Here is a 26,057-nt window from a genome sequence, read left to right on the forward strand (position 1 = left end):
TGGCTAAGCCCGCCGTGCACGCCCGGTGACCCGGCGCGCGCCCTCGCATCACGCGACTTCCCGGAAGCAGCACCCCGCCATCAAAGGCGGAAGCTGCATTTCGGCCTTGTACGACATCCGATAACAAGGTCACCGATACCACGATTCCGGCCACACATACCCCGTGAAAAGTGACCCCAATAACATCAGGAGATTGCATTCTCACATTTAATGTGATTTTATTATCATCTGTTGCAAGCCGCCGCCGACCACGCGCGCGGCGCACCCCATACCAAGGAAGAGACGCAGATGGAGACAATCGCCGTCATCGGCAGCAACATGGTCGACCTCGTGACCTACGTCGACCGCATGCCCGCCCGGGGCGAAACGCTTGAGGCGCCGAACTTCGAGCTCGGCTGCGGCGGCAAGGGCGCGAACCAGGCCGTCGCGGCCGCCCGCCTCGGCGCACGCGTCGTGATGGTCACGAAGGTCGGCGACGACGTGTTCGCCGACAACACGATCCGCAACTTCGCGCGCGAAGGGATCGACACCACGCACGTACGCAAGGTCGCCGGCGTGCCGAGCGGCGTCGCGCCGATCTTCGTCGAGCCCGATTCGAGCAACAGCATCCTGATCGTCAAGGGCGCGAACCGCCATCTGCAGCCGGCCGACATCGACGCGGCCGCGCCGGCGCTCGCCGACTGCGCACTGATCGTGCTGCAGCTCGAGATCGAACTCGACACCGTCTATCACGCGATCGAATTCGGCGCGCGGCACGGCATCCCGGTGCTGCTGAACCCCGCGCCCGCCGTGGCCGACCTCGATTTCGAACGGATCTGCTCCGTCGAATTCTTCGTGCCGAACGAAACCGAGCTCGCGATCGTGTCGGGCATGCCGGTCGATTCGCGCGAGAGCGCGGCCCGTGCCGCCGAAGCGCTGGTCGCGCGCGGGCTGAAGCATGTGCTCGTCACGCTCGGCGACCAAGGCTCGCTGCTCGTCTCGCGCGACGGCGCCCGGCACGTGCCGGGCGTCCCGGTCGACGCGCGCGATACGACGGGCGCCGGCGATGCATACATCGGCTGCTTTGCACGCTGCTACGCCAGGTCGCGCGATGCCGTCGACGCGATGCGCTACGCGTCCGCGTATGCCGCGCATTCGGTCACGGGCCTCGGCACGCAGAAGTCGTATGCGGACGCCGCGACGTTCGAACGCTTTCTCCACGACGCCGGCCTCTGATCGGCGCCTTCATCGACGAGACATTGGGAAGGAGACACCCATGAGCCGAGCCAGGATCGAACACACACCCGACGGCTATTACCTGAACCGCACGCCGCTCTTCGCATTCACGTTGCTGTGCTGCCTGTTCGCGCTGTGGGGCACCGCCGCGAACCTGAACGACGTGCTGATCGCACAGTTCAAGAAATCGTTCTTCCTGTCCGATTTCGAATCGGCATTCGTGCAGTCCGCGTTCTATCTCGGCTACTTCTTCCTCGCGATTCCGGCCGCGACCGTCGTGAAGAAGTTCAGCTACAAGACGACGATCCTCGTCGGCCTGCTGCTCTACACGACCGGCTGCCTGCTGTTCTTCCCGGCCGCGTCGATGGCGAAATACGGGATGTTCCTCGTCGCGCTGTTCGTGATTGCCGCGGGCCTGTCGTTCCTCGAAACGGCGGCGAACTCGTATTCGACGCTGATGGGCCCGCGCGACACCAGCACGCGGCGGCTGAATATCTCGCAGACGTTCTATCCGTTCGGCGCGATGGCCGGCGTCTACATGGGCAGTCTCCTGATCTTCAAGGAAGGCGACGCGTCGCATGCGCAGCTCGCGGCGATGTCGGCCGCCGAAGCGCACGTGCACCAGCTCGCGATGATCCAGGCCACGCTCGAGCCGTACAAATGGCTGATCGCCGTGCTCGTCGCCGTGTTCATCGTGTTCGCGCTCACGCCCTACCCGGCCTGCAAGGGCAACGGGCCCGGCGCGGTCACGCACCGGATCGACGCGCGCGGCACGCTCGCACGGCTGTTCGGCAACCGGCGCTTCGTCGCGGGCGTGGTCGCGCAGTTCCTGTATGTCGGTGCGCAGGTGGGCGTGTGGAGCTTCACGATCCGGCTCGCGATGCAGATCGGCGGCCTCACCGAGCGCGGCGCGTCGCACTATCTGCTCGCGACGTTCTTCGCGTTCTTCGTCGGCAAGCTGGTCGCGACGCTCGTGATGAAACGCGTCGGCCCGGCCAAGGTGCTGATCGTCTACGGCATCCTGTGCATCGCGCTGCTCGCGTACACGATCAGCGTGCACAACATCACGGCCGTCTATGCCGCCGTGTGCGTGAGCGTGTTCCTCGGCCCGTGCTGGCCGACGATCTACGGCCTGACGATCGACGGTCTCGGCAAGGACACCGAATACGGCGGCTCGATCCTCGTGATGAGCATCGTCGGCGGCGCGGTCGTGCCGCTGATCCAGGGGCTGATCTCCGACCACACCGGCGGCAACATGCAGCTCGCGTTCGTCGTGCCGCTCGCGTGCTTCGTCGTGATCGTCTACTACGGCTTCTACTGCCTGCGCCACCTGCCGGCCGCGACGCCCGATGCGCCCGCCGACAGCCGCGCGCCCGCACGCTACGCCGCACCGCGCAACACGTCGGGAGCATGACCATGCGAGGCGAGATCGAACTGCGGCGCGACGACTTCCGCGAGACGCCGCGCACGCTGTACCGCACCAACGGCTTCACCGTCACCGCGTTCGCGTATCCGTCCGGCGTCGAAGCGCTGAAGCTCGAAAACCGCCGCGGCCATCTCGTCGTGCTGCCGTATCTCGGCCAGATGATCTGGGCCGCGCAATTTGATGGCCGCGACCTGACGATGCAGCACATGTTCCGGCAGCCGAAGCGGGCGGCATCGATCATCGATACCTACGGCTGCTTCATGTTCCACAGCGGGCTGCTGCGCAACGGCTGCCCGGGGCCGGACGACACGCATGCGCTGCACGGCGAGATGCCGTGTGCGCCGATGGACCGCGCGAGCCTCGTCGTCGGCATGGATGCGCGCGGCGCATGCGTCGAAGTGACCGGCGAATACGAGTACGTGCAGGGCTTCGGCAGCCACTACGTTGCGCGTCCGTCGGTGCGGCTGGCGGAGCACGACGCGCAGATGACGATCGCAATGGACGTAACGAATCTCGGCGGCACGCCGATGGACCTGATGTACATGGCCCACCTGAACTACGCGTATGTGCCGGGCGGCCGCTTCGTGCAATCGCCGTCGCGCGGCGGCTTGCGGCTGCGCGACAGCGTGCCCGCGCACGTGAAGCCGACCGCGGCATGGCGCGACTACACGGCCACGCTCGCGCGCGAACCCGAGCGGCTCGCGACGCTCGATACGCCCGCGCTGTACGACCCCGAGATCGTGTTCTTCATGAACGGCGTGGAAACGGACGCCGACGGCGTCGCGCATTTCCGGCTCGCGCATCCGGACGGCGGGGCGTTCCACACCGCCTATCGCCCGGAGCAATTCCCGCATGCGACGCGCTGGATCCTGCACAACGCGGACCAGCAGGTCGCCGCGTTCGCGCTGCCGTCGACCTGCGAGCCCGAGGGTTATGAAGCCGAACGCCGCAAGGGCCACGTCGCCGCACTCGCGTCGGGCGCATCGCGCCGCTTCGACGTGCTCACCGGTTACCTGAGTGCGGCGGAAGCGCGCGATGCGTGATGCGATGCAAAGCGCGACGCACGCCCGCGCGCCATCAGGTCACGAGCGCGATCCCGTGTTCGCGGATCGCCGTTTCGTAGCGGCGGCTCAGTTGCCCGTCGGAGATCACGTAGTTGAAATCGGTCAGTTCGGCGAAATAGGCCGCGCGCACTTCGTCGAACTTCGTGTGGTCGACGAGCAGGAAGCGGTTCTGCGCACGCGCCATCACCTTTTTCTTCGCATCGACTTCGTGGAAGTTGAAGCACGTGACGCCGCAGCGGTCGCTCACGCCGGCCGCCGAGATGAACGCCTTCGACACGCGTACCGAGTCGAGGATGCCCGTTTCGGCGACCGATTCGAACACCATGTTCTGGCGGTGATACGCACCGCCGCACAGGATCACGTTGCAATGCGGCTTCTGCTGCAGCTTCGCGAACACGTTCAGCGAATTGCAAACCGCCGTGAATTCGAGATCGTCCGGAATGAAGTCGACGATGAACGGCGTGGTCGAGCCGCAGTCGACGAAGATCGTGTCGCCGGTCGTCACGAACTGCGCGGCCAGCTTGCCGATGCGGCGCTTTTCCTCGGTCTGCCGGTTGTTCTCGGCACTGATCAGGTACTCGCCGATATCGCTGCGCTGCGCGGCGAAATGGCGCGTCACGTAGCCACCGATCAGGCTGAGACCGTGCGGATTGTCCGCGAGATCGCGGCGGATCGTCATCTCGGACACACCGAACAGCTCGGCCACTTCCTTCAGATGAATCGCGTTCTGCCCTTGCAGCACGTTCATCAATGTCTTGATCCGTTCGCCCTTCTTCGTTTCCATGCCAGTATCCTGCGTACCCGTCGCATCCGTCGCGTGTCGTGCCGGGCACACAGGCCCGGCCGGAATGTCGTATTTGTAACAAACCGATGTGAAAACATCAACTTTCCGTGTGCCCTTTCCGCACACGATCCGTGGAGTCCTGACACATGCCGCTTTCCAACGCCCAGCTCGCCCAAACCATCGATCACACGCTGCTCGCGCCCGACGCGAGCGACGCGCAGATCCGCGAACTCTGCCGCCAGGCGGCCGAGCATCGCTTTTACTCGGTCTGCGTGAATTCGGCGAACGTGCCGCTCGCCGCGCGCGAACTGGCCGATACCGGTGTGCTCGTGTGCTCGGTCGTCGGCTTTCCGCTCGGCGCCGGGCTGTCTGCCGCGAAGGCATTCGAAGCCACAGCCGCGATCGACGCAGGCGCCGGCGAGATCGACATGGTGATCGACATCGGCGCGCTCAAGAGCGGCCGCGCCGACGACGTGAAGGCCGACATCGCGGCCGTACATCGCGCATGCGGCGCGGTGCCGCTCAAGGTGATCCTCGAAACGGGGCTGCTGACCGACGACGAGAAAATCCGCGTATGCGAGATGTGCCGCGATCTCGGCGTCGCGTTCGTGAAGACATCGACCGGGTTCGGCCACGGCGGCGCGACGCTCGCGGATGTCGCACTGATGCGCCGCACGGTCGGCCCCGTGCTGGGCGTGAAGGCATCGGGCGGCGTGCGCGACCGCGCGACCGCGCTCGCGATGCTCGAAGCCGGCGCGACGCGGCTCGGTACGAGCTCGGGGGTCGCGATCGTCACCGACCAGGGTGGCAACGGATCGGGGTACTGAACCGCGCAGGGCCGGCCGCCGGGAAACTTCACGCGGCCGGCAACCTGCGGCACCGCCCAGGAAACGCACGCCTCGTCGCGCGGCGTCACGCTCGCGAGCCGCGACGGCCGCACGCCGTTCACGACGTTCACCGATGCCTCCCAAGGCCGGTGACCGGCGCGCGCATCCTATTCTGGACGACTCGTGTCGCGTGACACCGGCGCTTTCCAGAACAGGCCGATGACGATGCCAAGCACGCACAGGGCGACCGTGTAGTAGCCGGGCGCCGCAACGATCCCCAGCTTGCCGACGAAATACGACGCGACGGCGGGCGCCGTTCCGCCAAACAACGCATAGGCCGTGTTGTAGGCAAGTGCGAACCCGGTGAAGCGGACTTCAGGCGGGAAACTGCGGACGATGATGTACGGCCCCAGCGTAATGGTCCCGATCAGGAACCCGCCGGCCACGTAAAGCGGCCACGACACGCCGCCGCCTGCCGTCAGCGTCCAGTAGAACGCGCCGCACACGGCGAGCATGCCGGCACATCCGATCGCATACGCGCGGCCTCCGCCGATCACGTCGGCCGCCCAGCCGGCAGCGACGCTCCCGAGAATCAGCATCAGGATCGACCACGAATTCATCGTGAACACCGTCTTCGCATCGAGATGAAACTGCGACTGCAGATAGGTCGGCGTGAACAGGAAAAAAAGCACGAAGACGCCGGAAAACACCCAGGTCGCCAGCATCGACACGGCGATCGCGCCACGATGATTCCCGAGCACGATCGACAGCGGCAGCCTGGCGTCCGCCGCGCGTTTTGCACGCAGCGCCTCGAACACCGGCGTCTCGTGCAGATAGCGGCGCAGGTAGACGGACACGAGCCCGAACACCCCCCCGGCGATGAACGGCATGCGCCAGCCCCATGCCAGCAGGCTCTCGTGATCGAGGTTCGACGACAGGTACCTGGCGCTCAGCGCACCGAGCAGGATCCCCGTGCACAGGCCCGCCATCAGCAGCCCGCAGGCCAGCCCGACGCGATCGCGCCGCACATGCTCCGAACAGAAGATCCAGGCGCCGGGCACCTCGCCGCCCACGGACAGGCCCTGCAGCACGCGGCACAGCAGGAACAGCAGCGGCGCGACGATGCCGAGCGTCGCGTAGCCCGGCAACAGGCCGATCAGCAGCGTCGGAAACGCCATCAGGAACAGGCTCAGCGCGAACATCTTCTTGCGCCCGATCCGGTCGCCGAAATGCGCGAAGAAGATGCCGCCGATCGGACGCACGAGATAGCCTGCCGCGAACACGCAAAAGACCTCGAGCTGCGCCAGCCATTCAGGCGTATGCGGCGGAAAAAACACCGTCGCGAGCAGCTTCGTGAAAAACACCGCGACGATGAAGTCGTAGTATTCGAGCGCGCCGCCCAGCGACGCCAGAAAGAGCGTTTTGACATCGTTGCGCGATAGCGAACGGACATCCGTCGACAGCTCGCCGGGTTGCACGGGGGTTGAATTCATTGCAATCTCCAAACACTTGAAAGGTTCACTTCCGTTCGGTATCTTTATAATCAGCCCACTGACGAATTGGATGCAAGTCAACCATCCGGAGGGTTCCTGTCCTGCATCGCCAGGGTCTGTCTTACTATCGGAACATCGACGCTGCCACCCTCCCGCATCGCCTCCATCGATCGGGATCGTTTTCGATCATTTAATCAGTACACTGACATATTGTTTTGTATATCGAGAATTTTCCCGCTGCAAGCAGGGTTACCCTGACATCACGGCCGTCACGGCCAGCGGGCGCGTCGTGCCCGATAGCGGCCGGGCTACAATGGCCCCATCGAACGACCCCTCTGGATGTTCCGTCATGACTTCCGCTACGAACAAGAAGACGTCCAAGCCCGAACCCGACCTCGAAACGGGCCATCTGTGGCAACGCCCGGGCTTCCTGATCCGCCGCCTGAACCAGATTCACATCGCGCTGTTCTTCGAATGCTGCAAGGGCTTCGACATCACGCCGGTCCAGTACGGGCTGCTGACGACGTTGAACGAGCGCCCCGGCCTCGACCAGACGTCGCTGTGCGCCGAAGTCGGCGTCGACCGCACCACGATGGCCGACGTGCTGCGGCGGCTGGAGGAGCGCGGGCTCGTGAAACGCGAACCGAGCCCGCTCGACGGCCGGCAGAAGCTGGCCACCATTTCGGCGAAAGGCACGCGCATCATGAACGAGATGTACGACAGCATGCGCGAGGCGCAGGTCAGGTTCATGGAGCCGCTGTCCGCGAAGGAGCGCACGGAGTTCGTCCGGATGATGATGGCGCTCGTCGAAGGCAACAACCAGTACGGACGCACGTCGCTCAAGCATTTCGACTGATCGCGGCAGGTTCGTCGCCCGTTCAGAACCGGTGCAGCATCCCCACGCGCGCGAGCATCTGCCGGTTGCTGCCCGACGGGCTCGACACGGCCATGATCCACGCCTTCGGCTGGTCGTCTCCGGCAACCTGCTGGTACACGGTTTCCACATAGGCCACCGTGCGCTTCGACAGCGCATAGCGGGCACCGAGCGAAAACTGGTGCGCGCGATCGTCGTGCAGCACACCGTTGCCGCGCATCAATTCGTAATCGCCACCGATCGACAGCGCCGCGTCGGCCTGATAGCGCACGCCCGCCTGATAGACATCGATTCGCGCATCGTTCGCGGTGTTCGTCGTATTCGTGTACAGCACGTTGAACGTCAGCGCGCCAAGCGCATACGTCGCGCCCGCACCGACATTGCGGATGCCGCGCATGCCGCCACCGAGCTGCGGATAGCGCTGGTACGTGTAGGCCGCACCGAGCGACAGCGCCCCGATTGCATAGTTGAGGCCCGCGCTCTGCCCGCTCTGCTGCGCAATCGAACCGGGAACGCCGCCGAACCCGGCCATCACGCCGGCCGACAGGCCGTTCCAGGTCGGCGTCACATACTTCGCGGCATTGGGCATCGCCGTTCCGGACATCCGGTCGAAGTTCGAACTGCCCGACACGTTGTTCGGAATGCCCAGGCCCGCGAACGGGCCCTGCCGGAAACCATACAGGCCGGCAATCGCGACCGAGTTGTCATGGCGCAGCAGGCTGTCGATCATGAAGTCGTACTGCTCGCCGAACGTGAGCCGGCCGAGACGATCGCTCGCCAGCCCAACGTAGGCAGTGCGGCCGAACAGCCCGCCGCCGTTGGTCGGAAAGACCGCGCCGGTGCCGAGATTGAACTGGTCGGTCAGCTCGAAGACCGCGCGATAGCCGCCGCCCAGATCCTCCTGGCCACGCAATCCCCATAGATTGGGCGATGCGATACCAGTATCCATCAGCGTGTTGCGATGCCCCTTCTGGTTGCTGACGACGGTCACGCCCGCATCGACGACACCCCAGAGCTGAACACTCGACGCATCGGCCCACGCCGACACGGACCACCACGCCGTGCACATTCCACACGCCGCCACTTGCCACGCACGCATTGTCGTTTCCTTGAAAGGATCTCTACCGTGACGGCCCGTCCTTGTGCGGGCCGCCTGTTTTTCATCGAGCAGCCGCGTCAGTGCGATACGTCGCGCCGGAATGTCTCCGGGACGAACGCGGCACCGACCACGGCCGAGACGAGCGCGACCGAGACCGGATACCAGAGGCCGAAATAGACATTGCCGTGCGCGACCGCCATCGCCGACACGACGAACGGCAGCATGCCGCCGAACCAACCCGAGCCGAGATGGAACGGCAGCGACAGCGACGTGTAGCGGATACGCGCGGGAAACAGCTCGACCATGAACGCGGCCATCGGGCCGTACACCATCGTCAGGTAAAAGATCAGCAGCCACATCAGCAGCACGACCGCGACGCCGTTGATCCGCGCCGGGTCGGCGCGATCGGTCCAGCCAGCCGCGAGCAGCGTGCGCCGCAGCGCGGCCGGGTCGGTACCGTCGACCCTGACGGTGCCGATCGTCGTGTACGGACGCCCGGCCGTCGCCGCCTGCTCGTAGGACACGCCGGACGCACTCAGAAAGGCCCGAATGCGGTCGCACTCGCTGCGCGGCGCACCGAACAGCGAGAAGTGGCAATCGTCCGCATGCACGACGACGTCGGTACGCGCCTGGAACGCCTCCAGTTGCGGATTGGCATAGTGCGTCAGCGCGTGGAAGATCGGCACGGTCGTCGTGGCCAGCAACGCGCAGGCGGCGACCATGATCCACTTGCGCCCGATCCGGTCGGACAGCCAGCCGAACAACAGGTAGAACGGAAATGCGCCAACCAGCGCGATCGCGAGATACAGGTTGACGGTCTCGGGCGCGACCTTGAGCGTGTTCTGCAGGAAATACATCGAGTAGAAATGCCCGGTGCCGAACACCACGCCGACACCCGACGCCGTGCTGAACAGCATCACCAGCACATACTTCAGGTTCGCCCACGTGCCGAAGCTTTCGCCGATCGGCGACTTCGACAGCTTGCCGGTTTCCTTCATCCGCTGGAACGTCGGCGATTCGGCGAGGCGCGTGCGCAGGTAGACGGATATCGCGAGCAGCACCAGCGAGACCAGGAACGGGATGCGCCATCCCCATGCCTGGAACGCATCGTGCCCGGCCAGCGCGCGCGTCGCGCCGACCACCGCGATCGACGACAGCAGGCCGAGCGTCGCCGTGGTCTGCAACGCGCTCGTATAGAGCCCGCGGCGCCTGTCCGGCGCATGTTCGGCCAGGTAGGTCGCGGCGCCGCCGGTCTCGCCGCCCAGCGCGAAACCCTGCAGCAGCCGGAGCACCACCAGCAACACCGGCGCCGCCACGCCGATGTGCGCGTACGGCGGCAACAGGCCGACGCCGACTGTCGCGACGCCCATCAGCACAATCGTGGCCATGAACGTGTACTTGCGGCCGATGCGATCGCCGAGACGGCCGAAAAACAGCGCACCGAGCGGCCGCACGAGGAAGCCCGCGCCGAAGGTCGCGAGGCTGGCCAGGAACGCCGCGGTCGCATTGCCGCTCGGGAAGAACAGCGTACTGAACGTCGCGGCGAGCGCCGCGTAGATGTAGAAGTCGTACCACTCGAGCAATGCCCCGAACGACGACGCCACGATCAGCGTGAATTCGCTGCGCGTGACTGTCCCCGCCGCCAGGGCAGGCGTTGCTGTCAACATGCTGTCTCCTTGTCCCGGATCGGGCCGGGCGATTCTTTTATCCGGCCGATCGCTTCAGCGACAGCCTTTGCGTCACGTTCGATCGAGCGCGGTACCCGTCCCGTGCGGAGCGGATACCGCGTGCGGTCACGTCGCCTCGTCCAGGCACGCGAGCGCTTCGTCGCGCGCCATGACGGCTGCGTACTTCTGCGCCATGTCGAAAAGATTCGCATCGTGCGGGGCAAGCGCGCGATCGCCGACGCAATCGGCGAGCACGAACGGGCGGAAGCCGTACTGCATCGCGTCGACGACGCTCGCCCGCACGCATCCGCTCGTGACGGCGCCGGCCACCGCAAGCGTGCGCACGCCGCGCTGCGCGAGCCAGGCCGCGAGCGGCGTGCCGAAGAACGCCGACGGGCCCGTCTTGCGCACCACGAGTTCGCCCGCCCACGGCGTCAGTTCCGGCACGATCGCGCTGTTGTGCGCGTGCTCCTTCAGCGCGAGCAACCCGGGCACCTTGGTCGTGAAGAGGTTCTCGTCGGCATCGTCGTCGGCAAACACGATGCGCGTATGGGCGATCGGCCAGCCGCGCGCGCGGGCGGCTGCGAGAAGCGGCACGGACCGTTCGATCGCCTGCGCGATATTGCCGCCGCCGAACACGTCCGGATCGGCGAAGCCGTTCACGAAGTCGACGATCAGCAGGCCGACCGGCGCGACCGGTTCGAGTGCCGCACCGAAGCGCTGGCGGCGATAGGTATCGAGGTCATGTGTCATGTGCGGTCTCCTCAAACGACTTTGCCATTGCGCACCACGGCTTCCCCGTCGAGGAAGACGTCGCAGTGGCGCAACGGGATGTCGATGTGACAGGTCGTGGTGCGCTGGCCGCCGCCTTCGTTGTTCGGTCCGAGCGAGAACAGGAAATTGCCTTCGAACGCGCGGGCATCCATGCCGATGGTGGCCTCGCGGTCGTACAGGCCGAGCGTCGCCCAGTGCGCCCGCGGTTGCAGCCCCCAGCCGATATGCGAGATCGCATACGCTTCGCGATCGTCGAACGTCGCCATGTATTCGGACAGCAGCTGCGCATCGATTCCCCCTTCGATGCGCGTCGCAAAGCCGGCCTCGACGGTGAGGACGATCGGCTCCCGGACGTAGCACTTCTGCGGAAGCAGGATGTCGCCGCGATCGATCACGATACGTCCGCACGCGCGCCCTTCGTCGGGGAACGTCAGCGCGAAACCGCTCGGCCAATGATCCCAGCGCCCCGGTTCGTCGACGAAACCGTATTCGGCAATCGCGTCGAACTCGCCGATCGGGCAGCGCAGATCCGTCCCGGCCGCCGACACCACGCGCATCTCCTTCGCGCACGCGATGCGCGCGCGGGCGGCCAGCACGCGGATGCGGTCTTCCTGGGTGGGCACGAGACGCGTCAGCACTTCGGGAGGCTCGACCGCGAGCAGGATCTTCGTGCCGCCCTTCAGGATGTCGAGCTGCTCGGGCGAAAACAGCAGCGTCATCAGGTCGAGCACGAGATCGCTCGCCTTGAGCGCCGCAATCGCCGCCCGGTTGCCGGTCAGCGGCGTCGTGCCGAGATACGCGAGCGAATCGCGGCTCAGCGACTTCTCGCCGTTGACGGGCGGCAGATCCAGCCGGTTCACCACCGCGCCCATCGACTGGGCCGCGATCGATGCGGTACTGAGGGTTTGCGGGTGGGTGGCCGAGCTCGTCAGGATCGTGACGGTCTGGCCGGGTTCGAGGCGCGACAGCGTCAGGACCTGCTTCCACGCGTCGACCATCTGGAAATCGCTTACGGGCATGATGGGCTCCTTTGAACGTGTGTCGTGGCTCAGCGCCCGGTCGCGACAGCGAACGGCAGCGGCACGCCGAGAAATCCGCCGAAGGCCCGATAGAAGCCGGCTTCGTCGTCCCACGGGATCATGTGGCCGGCATCCGCGACATGGGCGTGGACGAGATGCGGAACGAGGCGCTGGATCTCGTCCACGTCGGCCTGCCGGACGACATCGCCGCGCCCGGCCGTCATCAGCATCACCGGGATGTCGATCGACGGCAGGTCGCGATGGATGTCGTCGGTATGGAAGCCGTCGAAGCTGGCCCGCACCGCGCGCTCGTCGCACGTGTGCAGCCATTCGGCGCGCAGCCGCAATTGCTCGTCGGTCCAGGTCGGACAGAATTCGCGCATGGCTGCGTAGCCGGCACCGTCGCGCGCCATGCGCATCGAATCGATGTACCACGGAAGCGCAGACGGATAGGGGCGACGCCCCGGCCCCGATACCGGCGGGTCGACCAGTACGATGCGCGCCATGCCGGCAGGCTTCGCCGCCGCGGCACGCACCGCGATGCGCGCCCCCATCGAATGCCCGACGACGCTGTAGTGCTCGAGGCCGAGCGCGTCGGCAAACGCCACGAGGTCGCGCGCCTGGGCATCGAGACTGTAGTCGAGCGTATCGGACGCCGACGACAGCCCGCGCCCGCGCACGTCGAGAACATAGGTGTCGCAGGTCGTGCCGAGATGCTCGCCGACGAAGCCCCAGGTCGCCGCCGGGCTCGTGATGCCCGGCACGATGACGACCGGATCGCGGCCGGCACGCGGCGCCTGCCGGCCGCCGTAGCGCAGGTAATGCTGGCGGATGCCGTTCGCGTGAACGTTGCCGCCGTACATGAAAGTGGAACGATCGCTCATGAACACACTCCGCTTCGTCAGTACGCGCCGGACAACAGTGCGCCGGCGCCCGGCACGACGGGCTCGAGATCGAGCTCGCGCAGCATCGCGTAGGCGGTCGCGATCGCGGCCGTGATGACCGGCTTGCCCGTCATCGCCTCGACCTGCGCGACGGCCGGCAGCGACGGCATCTGCACGCACGCGGACAGCACGATCGCATCGGCATCCTGGTACGGCAGCGTCTTCACGATGCCGGGCAGGCGCGCCGGATCGTGGCGGCCGACGTCGAGGTTGTCGGGGATCTCCAGCGCGCGATAGGCGAGCACGTCGAAGCCTTCGTTGCGGATGTAGTCGACCACGAGTTCGGTGAGCGGCAGCATGTACGGCGCGACGACAACGATGCGCTTCGCGCCGATCACCTTCAGTGCGTCGACGAGCGCGCCCGCGCTCGTCAGCACGGGCGCCTGCGCGCCGTTGTCGGCCGTGTGCTTCGTCAGGCGCGCCTGCGACACGCGGTGGTAGCCGTGGCCCATCGCCATGATCGCGACGAGGCACGCGTAGCCGAGCACGTCGACGCGCGCATCGCTCAGCTCCATCGCGCAGCGGTCGGATTCGGCATCCATCGCCGCGAGCTCTTCCTTGACGACCTTCTTCATCCGCATCCGGCTCGAATGAAACGTGAAGCGTTCGGGGCGGATCGTTTCGCGCAGCCGCAGCATCGCCGGGATCTCGGTTTCCATCGTCGTATTGGAGCTCGGCACGATCTGGCCGATACGAAATTGCTTGCTCATTGCAGGTTCCTGTTTCTACGGAGAAGGGTGTCGTGACGCCGGACCCCGGCGTCAAAGCCTGAAAATGCGCGCCGCATTGCCGTGACAGACGCGCTGCCGTGTTGCGTCGTCGAGCGGCGCCTGCTCGATGAAGTCGGCCGCGACGGCCGTCGACTCGTACGGGTAGTCGACCGAAAACATCACCGCGTCGGCCCCCATTTCGCCGATCGCACCGATCAGCGCGGGCGCCGAACACACGCCCGACGTCGTGATCAGGATGTTTCGGCCGAAATAGTCGGAAGGCTGGCGTTCAAGCCTCACGCCGTGCGAATAGACGGCGAAGCGGCTGTCGAAGCGCCAGCGCAGGAACGGCAGGCCCTCGCCCATGTGCCCGAGAATCACCTTGACGCCCGGGAAGCGGTCGAACACGCCGCCGAACAGCAGCCGCAGCGCATGGGTGCCCGTTTCGACTCCCCACCCCCATGCGGCGCCCGCCAGTTCCGGATGTCCGTCGAACACCCGCGGCGTCACGTACGCGTCGGCCGGATGCAGGTACAGCGGCACGTCGAGCGCCTGCAGGCACGCCCAGAACGGGTCGTACGCACGCTCGTCGTAATACGCGCCGAACGTGTGCCCGTTCACCAGCGCGCCCTTGAAGCCGAGCGTCGTGACGGTGCGCGTCAGTTCGTCGATCGCGGCATCCGGCGACTGCATCGCCAGCGTCGCGAATCCGCCGAAGCGCGACGGATGCCGCGCGATCTGTGCAGCCAGGAAATCGTTGCTCTCCCGCGCACGCGCCACCGCGACGGCGGCGTCGCGCTCGCCCTGCACGCTCGGGCCGGTCTGCGACAGGATCGTGTAGTCGATGCCCGCCCGGTCCATCTCGGCGAGCCGAAGCACGTCGAAATCGGCCAGCCGCGCGCCGAGGTCGGCCAGCACCGCCGGCGCGATGTGTTGCGTAAAACTCTTCGAGTACGCGTGGAACCCGGGCGTCGAAAAATGTTCTTCCAGCGCGATCTTGCGGATACGGTCGGTCACTTCATGCTCCATATATTCAGCATACTGACAATTTTGGCGGGATATCGCGGACGATGCCGTCCGCGGCCTGCCTTGCTCAGCGTCCTCCGAACAGGCGCTTGATGCGCCCCCAGACGACGCTCCAGATCATCGCGCCGACGTTGAACTTCGTCGTCGCCGGCCCGGCCGCGGGTGCGGCGTCGCCGCCGAGCTGCGCGGTGATGCGTGCCCCGAAATCGGCGATCATCCGCCGCACGAAATCCTTGACGAGCCCCGATCGCGAAAACTGCGCGAGCGGCCCCTGCAGCATGTATTCGAGCGTCACCGCGACACGTGTTTGCGCACCGTCTTGCTCGGGCGTCAGCGCATACGTGACGTCGCCGTTCGCGCGCGACCGGCTGATATTGTCCTGGCCGGCACCACGCATCACCGCGCGATGGTTCGCGTCGTCGCGCTCCAGCCGGGCCGAGCCCGCGAAGTTCGCGGACATCGGTCCGAACTTGATCGCGATGCGGCCCTTGACCTTCTCCGCGTCGTGCTCGACGAGTTCCGCGCCCGGCAGGCACGCGGTCACCGACGGCAGATCGCCCATGAACGCCCATACGCGCTCGAGCGGGAACGGCACGATGAAGCTGTCGTCGATCGCGGTCCAGCCCTTGCGATCGGCGGCAGACGGCACGGTGGCGGACGGCTCCGCCACCTGCACCGGGCGGACGGGCGGCGTCGCGGCGCCCGGCACCGGTTCGGCACGCTTCGCATCGAACGTCGTGAATCCGGCCGTCGCGCCGGCGCGCCCGGCGGGCCCGGCGACCGCCGGCAACGCCGACGGCACCGGCTGCGCGAGCGGATTGCGTCTCAGGTCGTCGAGCACCCAGCGAATCGCTGCAACGATGCCCATGTACCCGGTGCAGCGACACAGATTGCCCGACAGTTCGAGCCGGATGCGCGCCTCGTCCGCGTCCGGCAAGCGCTGCACGATATCGCGCGCAGTGATGAGCATCCCGGGCGTACAGTAGCCGCATTGCAACGCGTGATGCTGCGAGAACGCGCGGCGCAGCCGCGTCATCAGTTCGTCGTCGTCGAACCCCTCGATGGTCCGGACCTCACGTCGATCGCACGCGACCGCGAACGTGATGCACGCGCGCACCGGTTCGCCGTCGCACAGCACCGTGCACGCGCCGCATACGCCGTGCTCGCAGCCGAGGTGCGTGCCGGTCAGGTGATGGGTATCGCGCAGGAAATCGCCGAGATGCACGCGTGGCGCGACTTCGTTGCGGACGGGTTTGTCGTTGATCGTCAGTTCGATGGCAGACATGATATCTTCCTGTCAAAAACGGCCTACCGGCCGAACACGGCGGCAAGACAGCGTTCGACCGCCGCCTCGTGCATGCCGCGATCGATCGCATCGGCGTTGGGCATCACGGTCGCGACCGCGTCGGCGATCGCCGCCTGCGTCGCCGCAGCCGGCCCGTGGCGGGCGATCTCCGCTGCCAGCGCATCGAGCGCGGCGGGCGGGCCGTCCAGCGCACCGGCCACCACGCGCGCCAGGCCCGTTTCCGCGTCGAAGACGGCCGCCGCGCTCGCGTGCGCGAATTCACCGGTCTTGCGGCACAGCTTGTAGTAGCCCCAGCGCACGGCGTCGCTCGTTCTGGGCACGAGCACCGCGGAAATCAGCTCGCCGTCCGCCAGTTGCGTCGTAAATGCGCCGAGCATGAACGTGGCCGCGCGAACCTGCCGGACACCCGACGGCCCGGTCAGTTCGAGCCGCGCATCGAGCGCGCTCAGCGCCAGCGGCCAGTCGGCCGCCGGATCGGCATGCGCGAGGCTGCCGCCGATCGTGCCGCGATTGCGGATCGCGCGGTACGCGATACCCGACGCGACAACCTGCAGCATGCCGCCGCGCAGCAGCGGATGCTTGCCGTCCTCGATTTCCGCGTGCGTGACGGCCGCGCCGATCCGGATGTCGCTGCCCGCTGCGCTGACCTGGCGCAAGGCATCGATGCGCGACACGTCGATCACGCGTGCCGGCCGCGCCAGCCGCAGATTCAGCATCGGCCCCATCGACTGGCTGCCGGCCATCGGCTTGGCGCTTCCGTTGCCCCGTTGCAGTTCGTCCAGCGCATCGGCGATCGACGCACACGCCACGTATTCGAATGCGGCGGCCTTCATCGGATTGCCTCCCCTGCCGCGACCGCGGAATGCGTGCCCGCGGCGTGGCCGCCTTTCGCCGCCTCGATCGCCTGCAGCAGCCGGCGCGGCGTCAGCGGCGTTTCCGATACCCGCGCGCCGAGCGGCCGAAGCGCATCGTTGACCGCATTGAAAAGCGCGGCCGGCGGCGCGATCGCACCGCCCTCGCCGACACCTTTCGCACCGAACGCCGTGTACGGCGACGGCGTTTCCATGTGATGGATCCGCAGCGACGGCAGCTCAGTCGGCCCCGGCAACATGTAGTCGGCCAGCGTCGACGTCAGCGGCTGCGCATTGTCGTCGTACAGCGTCTCTTCGTAGAACGCGGTGCCGATTCCCTGTGCCGTCCCGCCGATCGTCTGTCCTTCGACCACCATCGGATTGATCATCGTGCCGCAGTCTTCGACGATCACGTAATCGAGGATCTCGACCTGCCCCGTTTGCGTATCGACCGCCACGACCGCCGCATGGGTCGCGTAGCTGAATGCGCCCGTGTCGACCGCCGGCTTGAAGCCTTGCGTCGTTTCCAGGCCGGCCAGGTCGACGCCCTTCGGCAACGTGTCCGGCCGCAGATACCAGGCCGCCGCGACGTCCGCGAGCGTGACGCTGCCGCTCGCGCCCACGACGCGCCCCGCGTCGAATCGCACCGCGCTTTCCGCTTCGTTCAGCAGGTGCGCGCCGATCCGGACCAGCCGCGGGACCAGTTCGCGACAGGCCGCGGCGACGGCGCCGCCCGCCATCACGATGCTGCGCGATGCATAGGTGCCGGTCGAATACGGCGTGAGCGCCGTATCGCCGTGCACCAGCCGGATCTTCTGCACCGGCACGCCGAGCACCTCGCTCGCGATCTGCGCGAGCGTCGTCTCCATGCCCTGCCCGTGCGAATGGATGCCCGCGCGCAGTTCGATGCCGCCGTCGGCCGTGATGCGCGCGGTGGCAAGATCGTAGCCCGGTACGACGGGCAGCCCCCACGACGCGAACACCGACGTGCCGTGTGCGGATTGCTCGGTGAAGGTGGCGAAGCCGACGCCGATCAACCGGCCGTCGGGCTCGCCCAGCGCCTGGCGCTGCCGCCAGCGCGACACGTCGATCTGCTCGACGGCCTGCTTCAGGCTTGCCTGGAAATCCCCGCTGTCATAGTGCTTCTTCACGACGTTCGTGTACGGCATGTCGGCACCGCGCACCAGGTTGTCGTGACGCACCTCCCACGCCTCGCGTCCGACCGCGCGCGCGATCGCGTCCATCGTCAGTTCGATCGCGAAGCACACGCCCGTTCGCGCGACGCCGCGATACGGCAGGAAGCCCGGCTTGTTGGTCGCCGCGCATTGCGTACGGCACCGGTAGCCGCGGAAATCGTACGGCCCGGGCAGGTTGCCGAGCGCTTGCCCGGCCTCGAGGCCGATCGTGAACGGCCACGCCGAATAGGCACCACCGTCGATCAGCAGTTGAGCATCGAGCGCCAGCAGGCGGCCGCGATCGTCCGCATAGGCCGTCAGTTCGTAATGGTGCTGCCGCGTATTCGCGCCCGCGATCAGGTGTTCGCGCCGGTCCTCGATGAACCGGAACGGCCGCTTGTACGTCAGCGCGAGCCACGCGACGCACAGCTCCTCCTGCTGCAGCACGCACTTGTAGCCGAATGCGCCGCCGACGTCGGGCGAGATGACGCGCACCTGTGCCTGGTCGAGCCCGAGGCACTGCGCAAGGATCGTGCGGATCATGTGCGGCACCTGCGTCGACGTGATCACGACGAGCTGCGCCTGCGTGTGGTCCCAGTATGCGAGCGCGGCCTTGCCTTCCATCGGCACCATGCACTGACGCGCCAGATCCACCGTCTGCTTCACGACGACGGTCGCACGCTGCGCGTGCGCGTCGAAGTCGACATCGGCCTTCAGATCGAGAAACAGGTTGTCGGGCCAGTGATCGTGCACGCGCGTGTCGGTGCGCTCCCGCGCGGAAAACGCATTCGCGAACGCCGGCAATTCGTCGAGATCCAGCTCGATCTCCTCGGCGATGTCTTCCGCTTCCGCACGCGTTGCCGCGAAGCACATGGCGACCGGCTCGCCGACGAAGCGGACCTTGCCCGACGCCAGCGGCGGATGCGCGGACGACCGGTAGCTCGGCAGGCTCGAATCGGCGACGATATCCGTCGCGCCTGCCATGTCGTCCCGCACGATCACCTGGGCCGCATGCCGTTCGGGCTTGCCGATGCGACGAACGATCGCATGCGCAAGCGGACTGCGCAGGAACGCCACTTCCTGCAGGTCGGGAAACGTGTAATCCGCGACGAACCGCCCCTTCCCGTTCAGGTGCCGCTCGTCCTCCCGGCGTCGCACGCGCGCGCCGACGCCGCCGGTATCGACCGGCGCCTCCGTGTTCGGTGCTTCGTTCATATGCTGTCCTCCCGGGCCGCCCGCAACGGACGCCCGCTCGTTTGCGCGCTCGCCATCAGACCGGATACGCGAGATCGTTGGCGATCAGCGCCGTGTCGTACACGGCCTGCCGCTCCTTCAGCAGCAGGCTGCTGCCGTTGCGTGCGAAGCGGTCGTACAGGCGGCCCGCCTGATGAACCGTTGTCGCGCCTTCAACCAGCGTCTGCAGCAGGACGTAATTGCTCTGCGCGACGATCTCCTCGTCGTTCGCGTCGAGAATCCGCACGTTCGTGACCAGATGCAGCACGCGGCGCGGCGCGAACATCTGCGTGCGCGAGATCGCGACCGCGCGATCGCGCAGCATGTCGCGGCCTTCCGCATAGACGAGCCCGACCGGCAACCCGCGTTCCGCATTCTCGTATTCGGTCACGCGATACACGCACTGCTCGGCAAAGAACTCGGGCCAGCGCTCCAGCTCGCCGTCGTCGAGCGCAGCGCAATACTCGGCGTGAAATGCCTCGACCGCCATGCGGGCCGCGATCGCATCCCCGTGCGCGACCGGCTTTTTGTCGAATCCTTTCAGCATCAGAACCCCATCACTTCCCGATAGTGTTTGTACATGGCGCGAATCGCCGCCTCCGAGATCAGGTTGTCCGCGGTACCGATCTTGTCGCCGTCGAGCCGGATCACGCTGCGGTCGGTCACGGAGCGCCGCACGCCCTCCTGGACGAACTTCATCGCCTCGTTGTCCTCCAGCCCGAGAAAGCCCGCCGGCCCCATCAGGTTGCCCTGGCGCAGGCGGTGGCGAACCATGTCGTCGCTGTCGTCCTCGTAGCCGAACATCGTCCACAGCATGATCATGCTGTTCGGCCCGTTCGGCACGATGTGGCGCACGCCCAGCGTGTTCATTTCGCGCTGCACGACCAGGTTCGGCCAGATCGTCTGCATCGTCACCGACCATTCGGAATCGAACTCCTTGACGAATTCGAGGAAGCGCTCGTCACGCAGCACCATCCCTTCGTGGAACGAACGCATCTCCTTCTTCTTGTCCTCGTCGACCTGCGCGTAAAGATCGTCGCTCTTGGCCGACGCCATCGTGCCGTGAATCCCGTACTTGCCATCGGCGATCATCGCGGAACGGTTGCCCGCCACCAGCAGGCCGAACACCACGAGGAACGAATGCAGCAACGTCGCGTGATACGGATCCTTCAGGTTCTCGTGGTACATCTTCCAGTTGCACGGCAACTCGTTCTTGTAGAAGCCGAGAATGCGCAGCCGCTTGCCGTTGAACACCGTATCGAAATCGGTGAGGATCTCCGGCGTCAGGTAATCCTCGAGCGGCTCCATGTCGTGCACGAACGATGCGAACACGACGCCGTTCCGCGTCGCGACCGCAAGCTTGCGCAGCCCGTGCGCGTCGTTGCGGAAATCCTTCGGCATGCCGCCGAGCTTGTTCACCCCGCGCTTGAACGGAATGCCTTGCAGGTTGCCTTTCAGGTCGTACGACCATTGGTGATACGGACAGACGAACTCCGCGTTGTTGCCGCGGCTGTGCCGGCAAAATTCCGCGCCGCGATGTGCGCACCGGTTCTCGAACACGTTGATCGACCCGTCTTCGGCACGCGATACGACGACCGGCGTCGGCCCGACGTACGAACGCTTGTAGTCGCCGGCGTTCGGCACCTCGGCTTCGAGCGCGACGAAGTTCCAGGTCCGGCCGTGGAAGATCCGCTCGACCTCCCGCGCATAGACGGCGTCGCTGGTATAAACCCAGTCGGGAATCGCCTGAAGGCCTTCGTCGGGCCACGCGAGCGCTTCGACCGGAAGGTTTTTTGCCTGCGGCGTTCCGCCGCCGATGATGGTGTCGCACGAATACACGTTGTTCTCCGCTGGGGCGCAGCCGCTGCGCCCGAATTGATGACTACGCCGCCCGCTGGTCCAGCTGCCGCAACTTGACCGACGGGTCCGCCAGTGCGGCCGGGTCGACCGGCGTCCCGCGCTCGAGCAAGCGGCGCAATGCACGCAGTTCGCCTCCCTGGTTGATCGCCAGTGCATACACGATCGCGCCGCCGCGCAGTCCGATCGACAAGGCCTTCCCGTCCGGCGACGGCCGCTCGACCCAGCACTCGATCGCACTGTCCGGCATGCCGAGCATCTGGATGTTCCAGTCGTACTGATCGGTCCAGAACCACGGCGTGGGTCGATAGGCCAGCTGTTCGCCCGTCATGTTGGCCGCCGCGACGATCGCCTGTTCCTGCGCGTTCTGCCAGGACTCGAGACGCAGTCGCTGACCCGTCGCGCCGAACGGAAAGTTCGCGCAATCGCCCGCCGCATAGATGCCGGGCGCCGAGGTACGGCAGTACGCGTCGACCACGATGCCGTTGTCGGTTTCAATGCCCGACCGGCGCGCGAGATCGTCGTTCGGCGTCTGCCCGATCGCAACGACACAGAAATCGAAACCGGCGCTGCCGCTTTCCGTTTCGAGGCGAACACCCGGCCCCGAATCGTCGACGCGCAATCCGCACGCATCGAAGACGAACCGCACGCCATGCGTCTCGTGCTTGTCGCGCAGCCGCGCGGCAAATGCCGCCGGCACCGCCCGCGCCAGCAGCCGCGACGCCGATTCGAAGATCGTCACGTCGAGACCCCGCTTGCGCGCGCTGGCCGCGAATTCGAGACCGAGGAACCCGCCGCCGATCACCGCCACCGATTGCGCGGTGGCAAGCCGTTCACGCAAACGCATCGCATCCGCCAGCGTCCGCAACGAGTACACGTGCCGCCCTTCGCGCAGGCCCGGCCAGTGCCTGGCACGTCCGCCCGTCGTCAACAGGCACTGGTCGAAGTGGATCGACGGTCCGTCGCGGAACGCGGCAACCCGATTCGCAAGATCGAGCCGCTCGACGCAATCGTCGCGCCATTCGATGCGCGAATCCTGATAAAACGACGCCGGATGCAGCCAGCCGGTGAAGCAATCCGCATCGTCGCCGGCAAGCAGCACGTCCTTCGACAGTGGCGGCCGCTCATAAGGGCGCGCAGGTTCATCGCCCGCGAGCACGATGCGGCCCCCGAACCCCCGTGCGCGCAGCGCCTCGGCCGCGCGCCCGCCGGCCTGCCCTGCCCCGACGATCAGGATCGTCTGCGACGCGTGCCGTGCATCGACCGTCGACGCGTTCATAGATCCACCATGATCGAATCGCCTTCGAGCCGGACGTCGTACACGCGTACCGGTGCCGTTGCCGGCGCGCACACTGCGGCGCCCGTGCGAATGTCGAAACGGCCCTGGTGAAGCGGACATTCGATACACCCGTCTTCCATGTAGCCGTCGCTCAACAGCGCGAACTGATGCGTGCACACGTTGTGCGTCGCGTGAACGTTCCCGTCGAGCAGATACAACGCAATCCGCTCGTCGCCGATCGTCACCGGAAGCGGTTCGTCTTCCACCAGGTCGGCCCGCTTCGCTGCGAATCTGTAACTCATCTGCTTGCCTCAATTAATCAGTATGCTGATGAATTAAGCTTAACAGCGTCAAAATCGAAGTCAAGCACTCCGGTCCAGTGTTTACCCGACGACATGACGCGTTACCGACCCGCTCGCAACAATTTCAAGAACGCGTGCCGGAGAAGCCGGGGCGTTGCCCGTCGTGCTGGATCCGCGACTTGCCGCACCGGCCAGGATCGACGAGGGACCGTCCCCCCAATGAGATATTGGAAGCCACCGCCGCGGATGCCGGAGAGTTTGACATGACGATCGACGTCGGCGAGTTGAAGCGCGGCCGCGCCGACGACGTGACGGCCGACATCGCGGGCGTACACCACGCATGCGGCGCGGTGCCGCTCAAGAGACCCTCGATACGGGGCGGCTGACCGACGACGAGACAATCCGCGCATGCGGGATGTGCCGCGATCTCGGCTCGGCGTTCGTGAAGACGTCGACCGGGTTCGGCCACGGCGATGCAACGCTCGCGGATGTCGCGCCGCTGACTGAACCGCCGCTGGCGTCAGCGGGTAAAGACGTTCAGCCCGCCGTCGCTGAACAGTTCGGCAGTCACGCGCGTCGGCGGCGTACCGGCGAACGTGAGCGCGTATTTCGACCCGGGCGGCGCCATTTCACCCGACGGGCTGATCGCGAACGTATCGCCGTCCCAATGCGCGCACGCGAACGGCACGTTGCCGGCACCGATCGTCAGCACCAGCGCGTTGTTGACCACGCTCACCGTCATCGGCCCGTAGTAGTCGTTGCCGTAGGTGCCCGCATAGGCGGCCAACGCTTGCGGCGGCGCCGGCGACACGGGAGCGGCGGCACCGGCCAGCGAACCGGCCGGCGCGGTCAGCGGGGCCGTCTGCTCCTTCGCGAAGGCCGCCCAGTCCCGCTGCTGCGCACCGTACTGGACCAGGTCGAGGAAGGCGAAACCGATCGCCTCCGCCACGCCGACCGGCCAGGTGTTGGTCAGCACGGCAATGCCGATGTCGAGCGACGGCACGAGCACGAAGAAGGTACCGGCGCCCAGCAGGAAGCCGCCGGAGTGGCTGACCATCGGCCGCCCGCCGTCGGCGGTCGTGCCGACGTTGAAGCCGAAGCCGTAGTACGCGGCGGCGCCGTCCGCGCTCGCCGGGCGGATCTGGATTTGCGGCGACAGCGCCGGCGACAGCGCGGCGGCGGGGATCAGTTGCGTCGCGCCGGCGCGGCCGCCGGCCAGCACCATCGCCATCCATCGCGCGAGATCGTTGACCGACGAGCTCGCGCCGCCCGCCGGCGATTGCAGGTCGGCATCGCGCGGCGCCGCGACCGGCACGAACACGCCGTTGACGGGCACGTGCCCCACCGCATGGTTCGCGCTCGCCTGGTAGTCCGCGTATCGCGAGCTCGTGCGCGTCATCCCGAGCGGCGCATAAACGGCCTGCTCCGACAGCGTCGCCCAGTCGATGCCCGCCGCATTCGCGACGCCGATCGCCGCGGCGGTCAGGCCGATGTTCGTATACGCATAATGGCTTCGGTAGCCGACGAGCGGGATCTCGCGCAACCGGTTGAATACGGTCGCCTGGTCGAACCCGAGTTCCTCGAGCTGATCGCCGACATGCTCCGGCAGCCCCGAACGGTGCGCATACAGGTCGGCGACCGTCAGCGACTGCGTGACCGCCGGATCGGACAGCGCGAACGATGGCATCAGCTGCTGCATCCGCGTATCCCAACGCGCGACGCCCTTGCCGACCTGCGACGCGACGACCGTCGCACCGATCGACTTCGAGACCGACGCAAGCTGAAAGATCGTATCGGCGTCGACGGGCTGGCCGGTGGCCGTGCTGCACACGCCGTAGCCCTTCGCGAACAGCGTCTTCCCGCCGTGCACGACGGACACCGCGATGCCGGGCACGCCCGAGCTGCCGAGCAGCGCGCTCACGAGCGGGTCGAGCCGTGCGACGGCCGCCGCGACCTGTGCATCGGGCACCGGCGCGAGCGGATCCGGCGACACCGAATCGCCGCCGCACGCCTGCAGCATACCGAGGCCGCCGAGGCCGATTGCCGAGCCGAATGCCGTCTTGAGGAAGCGCCTGCGATCGAAAGAGTCGGTCATGATGCAAACCCCGTGGATTGGTGCGTGCGTGTTCTGTTCTTGATCTCCGGCGCGATCCGGCACGGTCCGGCCCCGATCGCCCGGATAATATGCCTGCCCCTCACGAATCCCACAATACCCGGGCGCCGTCGCGCACCGTCTTCCGCTCATGCCGCAACGCCGGCACAATGCCGCCCATGCGCTACGACAACACCTTCGTTTACCCGTCCGCCGGCATCGCCGGCCGGCTCGCCAACCGGATCGTCGGGAGCGGCCCGCTGCTGCGCGCACGCCGCGCGCTGCTGTCGCGGCTGCCGTTCCTGCAGCTCGCGAGCGACGTCGAGAACGTCGTGTATTGCACATGGGTCGTCGAGGTCGCCGCCGTCGCGCACCTCGTGCCGCGCGGCGTCACGCTTGCGAGCCGCGACGGCCGCACGCTGTTCACGACGCTCACCTATGCGCACCGGCACTTCGGCCCGCGTCTCGCCGGCCCGCTGCGGCGCGTGTTTCCGTCGCCGCTGCAGAGCAACTGGCGGCTCTACGTCGACGCGCTGCCGGACGGGATGCCGGCCGAGCGCACCGTGCTGTTCGTGAAGAACGTATTCGACCACCCGCTCTATGCGCTCGGTAGCCGGCTCTTCAGCGATGCGTTGCCGTCCCATCTCGCGCGGCGCTTCACGCATGCGGCCCACGCCGGACGCTACGACACGGTGCTGGCCGGCGGTGGCGGGAGTGCGCCCGACTTCCGCTGCACGGCCGAAGCGTCGGACGACCGGACGCTGCCCGCCGCCTTCGCGCCGTTCTTCGACGACTGGCGCGCGGCCGTCGCGTACCTGGCGCTGCAGCATGCGGCGATCGCGCATGTCCAGGACTGCGACCGTCTTGCCTGCGCGTCGATCGACCTGCCGATCCGCGTCGACGCGGTCCGGCCGCTGACGACGACCGGGCCCGCGGGCGGCGGCGATTTCCTCGCACGCATCGGCGCCACCGGCGAACCGATGTGCTTCGTTGTGCCCAACGTCGCGTTCCGTGTGCTGTCCGAGCGGTTGCTGTAACGC

Annotated in this window: 23 protein-coding genes and 1 pseudogene; 7 read left to right on the forward strand and 17 right to left on the reverse strand. The window is 66.8% G+C overall.

All coding sequences use genetic code 11. From position 1 onward, the window contains the following. The first annotated feature begins 288 nt into the window (after positions 1 to 288). Genes rbsK through OHZ10_RS35440 form a run of 3 tightly spaced genes read left to right on the forward strand, consistent with a single transcriptional unit; the run spans position 289 to position 3,684 of the window. Positions 289 to 1,215: a ribokinase gene (gene rbsK / locus OHZ10_RS35430; protein WP_342706477.1), complete on the forward strand. Its 927-nt coding sequence runs from the start codon at positions 289 to 291 to the stop codon at positions 1,213 to 1,215. Positions 1,216 to 1,255: 40 nt separating this feature from the next. Further along, a complete protein-coding gene (fucP, locus tag OHZ10_RS35435) occupies positions 1,256 to 2,629 on the forward strand; it encodes an L-fucose:H+ symporter permease (protein ID WP_340626146.1) in 1,374 nt (457 codons plus the stop codon). A 2-nt stretch (positions 2,630 to 2,631) separates the two neighbouring features. After that, complete coding sequence (locus OHZ10_RS35440; protein ID WP_059242173.1) at positions 2,632 to 3,684, forward strand: aldose 1-epimerase family protein; 1,053 nt, start codon at positions 2,632 to 2,634, stop codon at positions 3,682 to 3,684. Between the two features lie 34 nt (positions 3,685 to 3,718). Here OHZ10_RS35440 and deoR read toward each other — a convergent pair whose 3' ends face one another. Next, positions 3,719 to 4,489, reverse strand: a complete 771-nt coding sequence (gene deoR, locus OHZ10_RS35445) for a DNA-binding transcriptional repressor DeoR (RefSeq protein WP_059242175.1) — start codon at positions 4,487 to 4,489, stop codon at positions 3,719 to 3,721. 146 nt (positions 4,490 to 4,635) lie between these two features. Here deoR and deoC point away from each other — a divergent pair, with 146 nt between their 5' ends. Beyond that, positions 4,636 to 5,316: a deoxyribose-phosphate aldolase gene (gene deoC / locus OHZ10_RS35450; protein ID WP_342706478.1), complete on the forward strand. Its 681-nt coding sequence runs from the start codon at positions 4,636 to 4,638 to the stop codon at positions 5,314 to 5,316. A 167-nt stretch (positions 5,317 to 5,483) separates the two neighbouring features. Here deoC and OHZ10_RS35455 read toward each other — a convergent pair whose 3' ends face one another. Next, a complete protein-coding gene (locus OHZ10_RS35455) occupies positions 5,484 to 6,809 on the reverse strand; it encodes an MFS transporter (protein WP_174994084.1) in 1,326 nt (441 codons plus the stop codon). 349 nt (positions 6,810 to 7,158) lie between these two features. Between OHZ10_RS35455 and OHZ10_RS35460 the strand changes: the two genes are divergently transcribed. After that, positions 7,159 to 7,665 (forward strand): MarR family winged helix-turn-helix transcriptional regulator, encoded by a 507-nt coding sequence (locus OHZ10_RS35460; protein ID WP_174994040.1) that lies wholly within the window; start codon positions 7,159 to 7,161, stop codon positions 7,663 to 7,665. 22 nt (positions 7,666 to 7,687) lie between these two features. Here OHZ10_RS35460 and OHZ10_RS35465 read toward each other — a convergent pair whose 3' ends face one another. The 14 genes from OHZ10_RS35465 to OHZ10_RS35530 form a co-directional block, all read right to left on the reverse strand. Continuing rightward, positions 7,688 to 8,752, reverse strand: a complete 1,065-nt coding sequence (locus tag OHZ10_RS35465) for a porin (protein ID WP_342706479.1) — start codon at positions 8,750 to 8,752, stop codon at positions 7,688 to 7,690. 107 nt (positions 8,753 to 8,859) lie between these two features. After that, entirely contained in the window at positions 8,860 to 10,449 is a 1,590-nt protein-coding gene (locus tag OHZ10_RS35470) for an MFS transporter (protein WP_342706480.1), read from the reverse strand. 126 nt (positions 10,450 to 10,575) lie between these two features. Then, positions 10,576 to 11,202 (reverse strand): isochorismatase family protein, encoded by a 627-nt coding sequence (locus OHZ10_RS35475; RefSeq protein ID WP_059242185.1) that lies wholly within the window; start codon positions 11,200 to 11,202, stop codon positions 10,576 to 10,578. A gap of 11 nt (positions 11,203 to 11,213) precedes the next feature. Continuing rightward, the gene (locus tag OHZ10_RS35480) at positions 11,214 to 12,242 is read right to left on the reverse strand and encodes a 2,5-dihydroxypyridine 5,6-dioxygenase (RefSeq protein ID WP_342706481.1); all 1,029 of its coding nucleotides are present in this window, start codon (positions 12,240 to 12,242) and stop codon (positions 11,214 to 11,216) included. A 29-nt stretch (positions 12,243 to 12,271) separates the two neighbouring features. Beyond that, positions 12,272 to 13,126, reverse strand: a complete 855-nt coding sequence (locus OHZ10_RS35485; protein WP_059242188.1) for an alpha/beta fold hydrolase — start codon at positions 13,124 to 13,126, stop codon at positions 12,272 to 12,274. Positions 13,127 to 13,143: 17 nt separating this feature from the next. Continuing rightward, positions 13,144 to 13,896 carry a maleate cis-trans isomerase family protein gene (locus tag OHZ10_RS35490; RefSeq protein ID WP_174994036.1) on the reverse strand — a complete coding sequence of 251 codons (753 nt, stop codon included), beginning with the start codon at positions 13,894 to 13,896 and terminating at the stop codon, positions 13,144 to 13,146. Positions 13,897 to 13,947: 51 nt separating this feature from the next. Continuing rightward, positions 13,948 to 14,913, reverse strand: a complete 966-nt coding sequence (locus tag OHZ10_RS35495) for an amidohydrolase family protein (protein WP_340626150.1) — start codon at positions 14,911 to 14,913, stop codon at positions 13,948 to 13,950. A gap of 76 nt (positions 14,914 to 14,989) precedes the next feature. Then, positions 14,990 to 16,207, reverse strand: coding sequence for a xanthine dehydrogenase family Fe-S subunit (locus tag OHZ10_RS35500; protein ID WP_342706482.1), 1,218 nt, complete (start codon positions 16,205 to 16,207; stop codon positions 14,990 to 14,992). Between the two features lie 23 nt (positions 16,208 to 16,230). Next, the gene (locus tag OHZ10_RS35505; RefSeq protein ID WP_059242197.1) at positions 16,231 to 17,061 is read right to left on the reverse strand and encodes an FAD binding domain-containing protein; all 831 of its coding nucleotides are present in this window, start codon (positions 17,059 to 17,061) and stop codon (positions 16,231 to 16,233) included. After that, the gene (locus tag OHZ10_RS35510) at positions 17,058 to 19,469 is read right to left on the reverse strand and encodes a xanthine dehydrogenase family protein molybdopterin-binding subunit (RefSeq protein WP_342706483.1); all 2,412 of its coding nucleotides are present in this window, start codon (positions 19,467 to 19,469) and stop codon (positions 17,058 to 17,060) included. The genes OHZ10_RS35505 and OHZ10_RS35510 overlap by 4 nt, the downstream gene beginning before the upstream one ends. Before the next feature lie 55 nt (positions 19,470 to 19,524). Then, complete coding sequence (locus OHZ10_RS35515) at positions 19,525 to 20,034, reverse strand: aromatic-ring-hydroxylating dioxygenase subunit beta (RefSeq protein WP_059242201.1); 510 nt, start codon at positions 20,032 to 20,034, stop codon at positions 19,525 to 19,527. Continuing rightward, positions 20,034 to 21,326 carry an aromatic ring-hydroxylating dioxygenase subunit alpha gene (locus OHZ10_RS35520; RefSeq protein ID WP_174994031.1) on the reverse strand — a complete coding sequence of 431 codons (1,293 nt, stop codon included), beginning with the start codon at positions 21,324 to 21,326 and terminating at the stop codon, positions 20,034 to 20,036. The genes OHZ10_RS35515 and OHZ10_RS35520 overlap by 1 nt, the downstream gene beginning before the upstream one ends. Before the next feature lie 43 nt (positions 21,327 to 21,369). Further along, positions 21,370 to 22,695 carry an NAD(P)/FAD-dependent oxidoreductase gene (locus OHZ10_RS35525; RefSeq protein WP_342706484.1) on the reverse strand — a complete coding sequence of 442 codons (1,326 nt, stop codon included), beginning with the start codon at positions 22,693 to 22,695 and terminating at the stop codon, positions 21,370 to 21,372. Further along, complete coding sequence (locus OHZ10_RS35530) at positions 22,620 to 22,925, reverse strand: non-heme iron oxygenase ferredoxin subunit (RefSeq protein ID WP_059242207.1); 306 nt, start codon at positions 22,923 to 22,925, stop codon at positions 22,620 to 22,622. Before OHZ10_RS35530 ends, OHZ10_RS35525 begins: the two co-directional genes overlap by 76 nt. 221 nt (positions 22,926 to 23,146) lie before the next feature. Between OHZ10_RS35530 and OHZ10_RS35535 the strand changes: the two are divergent. Continuing rightward, positions 23,147 to 23,421 (forward strand): annotated as a pseudogene (locus OHZ10_RS35535) (deoxyribose-phosphate aldolase); the annotation flags it as partial. 24 nt (positions 23,422 to 23,445) lie between these two features. Here OHZ10_RS35535 and OHZ10_RS35540 read toward each other — a convergent pair. Then, a complete protein-coding gene (locus OHZ10_RS35540; protein WP_059242209.1) occupies positions 23,446 to 25,020 on the reverse strand; it encodes a serine hydrolase in 1,575 nt (524 codons plus the stop codon). A 167-nt stretch (positions 25,021 to 25,187) separates the two neighbouring features. On the opposite strand from OHZ10_RS35540, the gene OHZ10_RS35545 reads away from it, so the two are divergent. Beyond that, a complete protein-coding gene (locus OHZ10_RS35545) occupies positions 25,188 to 26,054 on the forward strand; it encodes a DUF2071 domain-containing protein (RefSeq protein ID WP_059242211.1) in 867 nt (288 codons plus the stop codon). Positions 26,055 to 26,057 lie beyond the last annotated feature (3 nt).

The organism is Burkholderia arboris (assembly GCF_038723655.1).
In the GTDB taxonomy this organism is placed as follows: domain Bacteria; phylum Pseudomonadota; class Gammaproteobacteria; order Burkholderiales; family Burkholderiaceae; genus Burkholderia; species Burkholderia arboris.

Coding starts and splice junctions, on each gene's coding strand:
- rbsK (WP_342706477.1), top strand. CDS start 289: ATGGAGACAATCGCCGTCATCGGCAGCAACATGGTCGACCTCGTGACC.
- fucP (WP_340626146.1), top strand. CDS start 1,256: ATGAGCCGAGCCAGGATCGAACACACACCCGACGGCTATTACCTGAAC.
- OHZ10_RS35440 (WP_059242173.1), top strand. CDS start 2,632: ATGCGAGGCGAGATCGAACTGCGGCGCGACGACTTCCGCGAGACGCCG.
- deoR (WP_059242175.1), bottom strand. CDS start 4,489: ATGGAAACGAAGAAGGGCGAACGGATCAAGACATTGATGAACGTGCTG.
- deoC (WP_342706478.1), top strand. CDS start 4,636: ATGCCGCTTTCCAACGCCCAGCTCGCCCAAACCATCGATCACACGCTG.
- OHZ10_RS35455 (WP_174994084.1), bottom strand. CDS start 6,809: ATGAATTCAACCCCCGTGCAACCCGGCGAGCTGTCGACGGATGTCCGT.
- OHZ10_RS35460 (WP_174994040.1), top strand. CDS start 7,159: ATGACTTCCGCTACGAACAAGAAGACGTCCAAGCCCGAACCCGACCTC.
- OHZ10_RS35465 (WP_342706479.1), bottom strand. CDS start 8,752: ATGTGCACGGCGTGGTGGTCCGTGTCGGCGTGGGCCGATGCGTCGAGT.
- OHZ10_RS35470 (WP_342706480.1), bottom strand. CDS start 10,449: ATGTTGACAGCAACGCCTGCCCTGGCGGCGGGGACAGTCACGCGCAGC.
- OHZ10_RS35475 (WP_059242185.1), bottom strand. CDS start 11,202: ATGACACATGACCTCGATACCTATCGCCGCCAGCGCTTCGGTGCGGCA.
- OHZ10_RS35480 (WP_342706481.1), bottom strand. CDS start 12,242: ATGCCCGTAAGCGATTTCCAGATGGTCGACGCGTGGAAGCAGGTCCTG.
- OHZ10_RS35485 (WP_059242188.1), bottom strand. CDS start 13,126: ATGAGCGATCGTTCCACTTTCATGTACGGCGGCAACGTTCACGCGAAC.
- OHZ10_RS35490 (WP_174994036.1), bottom strand. CDS start 13,896: ATGAGCAAGCAATTTCGTATCGGCCAGATCGTGCCGAGCTCCAATACG.
- OHZ10_RS35500 (WP_342706482.1), bottom strand. CDS start 16,207: ATGTCTGCCATCGAACTGACGATCAACGACAAACCCGTCCGCAACGAA.
- OHZ10_RS35505 (WP_059242197.1), bottom strand. CDS start 17,061: ATGAAGGCCGCCGCATTCGAATACGTGGCGTGTGCGTCGATCGCCGAT.
- OHZ10_RS35510 (WP_342706483.1), bottom strand. CDS start 19,469: ATGAACGAAGCACCGAACACGGAGGCGCCGGTCGATACCGGCGGCGTC.
- OHZ10_RS35515 (WP_059242201.1), bottom strand. CDS start 20,034: ATGCTGAAAGGATTCGACAAAAAGCCGGTCGCGCACGGGGATGCGATC.
- OHZ10_RS35530 (WP_059242207.1), bottom strand. CDS start 22,925: ATGAGTTACAGATTCGCAGCGAAGCGGGCCGACCTGGTGGAAGACGAA.
- OHZ10_RS35540 (WP_059242209.1), bottom strand. CDS start 25,020: ATGACCGACTCTTTCGATCGCAGGCGCTTCCTCAAGACGGCATTCGGC.
- OHZ10_RS35545 (WP_059242211.1), top strand. CDS start 25,188: ATGCCGCCCATGCGCTACGACAACACCTTCGTTTACCCGTCCGCCGGC.